Annotated in this window: 4 protein-coding genes; 2 read left to right on the forward strand and 2 right to left on the reverse strand. The window is 68.2% G+C overall.

Annotated elements, in window-relative coordinates; translation table 11 throughout:
- Positions 1 to 65: 65 nt before the first annotated feature.
- Both QM019_RS12605 and QM019_RS12610 read right to left on the reverse strand, forming a co-directional pair.
- Positions 66 to 899 (reverse strand): MMPL family transporter, encoded by an 834-nt coding sequence (locus QM019_RS12605; protein ID WP_282853299.1) that lies wholly within the window; start codon positions 897 to 899, stop codon positions 66 to 68.
- A 12-nt stretch (positions 900 to 911) separates the two neighbouring features.
- Positions 912 to 1,490, reverse strand: coding sequence for a TetR/AcrR family transcriptional regulator (locus tag QM019_RS12610; RefSeq protein WP_282853300.1), 579 nt, complete (start codon positions 1,488 to 1,490; stop codon positions 912 to 914).
- A gap of 168 nt (positions 1,491 to 1,658) precedes the next feature.
- Between QM019_RS12610 and QM019_RS12615 the strand changes: the two genes are divergently transcribed.
- Positions 1,659 to 1,853, forward strand: a complete 195-nt coding sequence (locus QM019_RS12615; protein WP_125107780.1) for a hypothetical protein — start codon at positions 1,659 to 1,661, stop codon at positions 1,851 to 1,853.
- A 104-nt stretch (positions 1,854 to 1,957) separates the two neighbouring features.
- On the forward strand, positions 1,958 to 2,788 hold the full coding sequence (locus tag QM019_RS12620) for a hypothetical protein (RefSeq protein ID WP_125107779.1): 831 nt from the start codon (positions 1,958 to 1,960) through the stop codon (positions 2,786 to 2,788).
- The last annotated feature ends 41 nt before the right edge of the window (positions 2,789 to 2,829 follow it).

Here is a 2,829-nt window from a genome sequence, read left to right on the forward strand (position 1 = left end):
CACGACCGAGAACGAAGTGGACAACCGGGATGAGACGCCCGGAACTCACCCCTGCCCGCAGCCGATCACGCCGCGCCCATCACGCCGACGCCACCCGCCGAAGGCTCATCGGTGGATCGAGGCTTAGCCAGCTGGTTGCGGTGCCGCGACAAGATGAACAGGGCGTAGTCGATGCCGACCGCGATGCCGATCATGACGGCGAGCAGCGGGCTCGCGTTCGAGACGACGACGAAGCGGGTAACAAACAGCAGCACGCCCATCGTTACGCCGACCGCCATGAGCGCCGAGCCGAGCGGCAGACCGGCCGCGAGCACCGAGCCGAAGGCGACGATGAGCACGATGGCGGCGAAGGCCACGCCGATCGCCTCGGTGACGGTGAGCCCGTAGGTGATGTCTTGATAGAGGGTGCCGCCGAACTCCACGCGCAGGCCGTCGTCTGCCAACGTCTCGGCGATGTCGACGACGTTCTGCTTGTCGTCGCCAAGCTTGTCCATCATGTCGGTATCGAACTGCACCTGGATGATCGCGGCCTCGCCGTCGTCGCTGAGCGTGCCGGTCGCGTACTCCGAGTACGGGTCGAGCGCCTGCGTCACGTGCTCGAGGTCGCTGATGTCACTCGCGACCTGCGCGAGCTCGTCGCGGTGGGTGTCGATTGCGCTGCCGTCGGTCGTCTCGATCACGACCTGGGCGCTCAGCCCCGCGACTTCGGGGAACACCTGCGCGAGGCGGTCGAGCGCATCCTGCGACTCGCTGCCGGGAATCTCGAACGACTCGTTCATCTGCCCGCCGAGCCCCAGCCCGAGGCCCAACGCGGCGGCAAATACGACGAGCCAGGAGACAAGCACCTGCCAGGCGTGCCGAAATGAAAAGCGTCCGATGCGATAGAGAAGCAGCGCCACTTGATGAAGTCCTTAGAGCGAGGGGGCGAGGGTGAGTTGGCAGACGAGCTGCGCGATGGTGTCGAGGCTCGTGAACCCCGGGAATTCAACGTCGAACTGTGGGAAGTCGGCAGCATCGGCGTCTTCGGGGTCGACCGAGAGCACGTAGGCGATGCCGATGAACGCGACCACGGCGCGCGTCGGCGCGGACGGATCGTTCGGCGCAAGCTTCGCCGCAACGCGCTGGATGATGTCGAGGAAGAAGTTCGCCTCGCGGGCGTCCGGCAGCGAGCGGTGGTGGAAGACGAGCATCCGCACCGCATGGCGGTTATTCACCATGAGTTCGGCCGCGCCTCGCGCCGGGTCGAAGTCGGGCTCGACGTCGAGGCGACGCTCAAGCTCGCGGCTCGCCTCGATCACCGGCGCGAGCACCGCCCGGAAGAGCTCCTCTTTACTGCCAAAGTGATAGAGCACATTCGCCTTCGTGCAGCCGCTGCGCTCGGCAATCTGCTGCAGCGAGACGCCATAGCCGCGGGCGGCGAACTCTTCGAGGGCAACGGTACGGATGCGTTCGGCGAGCTCATGCTTGGCCGGCGTGCTGGGTTCTGTCACGGGGGTCCTTCAGCGGGAGGGGCGATGCAACGTCAAGCCCTGACCGATCGGTCAGCATTAACGGTACACGCCGCCACACCGCGTCGCAATGGCCACAATGGGGCGCTAGGCTGGGTCGCGACATCGCGGCGCTGCGAGCCGCCAACCCACCGCAAGGAGTGATGACCGGTGCGCAAGTATCTACTCAACGGAGCAGTCCTTTCCGCGGTCGCGGGAATCGTGCCCGCAGTGAAGACGACGCAGGAATCGAACTCGACGCTGCGCATCGTCGCGACGTGGATTGCCGTCGGCGCCACGCTCGCCCTCGCGATCGCCGGAGTGCGCGAGCGCGTCGAAGAGGCACGCCAGGAAGAACTCGACTAGTTCCCTGAGCGCGAGTGTCGCACCCGGGTTCTGAGGCGCTGAATCCGTAGGCTTCGTGTACGCGCGCGAGTTTCGCGTGCTCACACGTAGGAAAGGGGTGCCCAATGTTCGGCTGGTTCCGCAAACTTGCCGGCCTCGGCGAACCGCAGGCAGACAGCGCTCAGAACGCTCCGGCTCCGCAGGTCGAACCGACCTCCCCGTCACAGGCCCCCGCCTCGACGCCCCAGGAGTGGGCGCAGCCGCGCGTTGCCGCGCCCCTGCAGTCGACGCCCGCACCCCGGCAGCAGGCCGCCGCTGCCCAGCCGGTCGCGCCGGCCGCCACCGTGCCTGCCGACTACGTCGTGCCAGAGCCGCCGACCGTCGCGGTGCCCGAGCACCCGGTCGTAGCGCCGGTCCAGCCCGCCCCGGCGATTGCCGAGGTCGCGCCCGCCGAGGCGCCGGTACAGGAGCCGCGGTTCGAAGCCGTCGAGCTCGACGCCGTCGATGAGGACGACTACGACGAGCCAGAGGCTGCTGCCGCCGAAACCGAGGAGCCCCGCTACGCCGGCCTCTTCCCGACGCCGTCCTGCCGTCCTGCGATGCCGCTCAGCGCGCATCCGAACTTCGCGGGGCTCGGCCTCGCGCCGGCGCCGCAACACCCGCCGCGGATGCTGCAGCCCGAGGCCGCGCTGACGACTGAGGCCCAGCTCGAGCTGCTGCGCCTGTTCGACGACCTCTTCGGCCCGCGTGGCCGCTACCGCCTCGAGTGGCGCACCGGCCGCGACCCGGGTGACGACGCGGTGTTCTCTGAGATCATGTCGGCCGACCTCGTGCGCCGTGTGCAGAACACGATCGCCGACGTCGCCGAGCTCGAGCGACCCGAACCGCTGCGCGCCATCGAGCCCGCAAAGCCGACGAGCGAAGCTGGCGACGACGAACTCAAGCGCGCGAGCTAAGCTCCCCACAACCACTTCGGGCGGGTGACCAACTGGTCACC

The organism is Gulosibacter sediminis, assembly GCF_030011715.1.
In the GTDB taxonomy this organism is placed as follows: Bacteria; Actinomycetota; Actinomycetes; order Actinomycetales; family Microbacteriaceae; genus Gulosibacter; species Gulosibacter sediminis.

Excerpts from the sequence above, each read along its gene's own strand:
- QM019_RS12620 (WP_125107779.1), top strand. The coding sequence starts at position 1,958 with ATGTTCGGCTGGTTCCGCAAACTTGCCGGCCTCGGCGAACCGCAGGCA.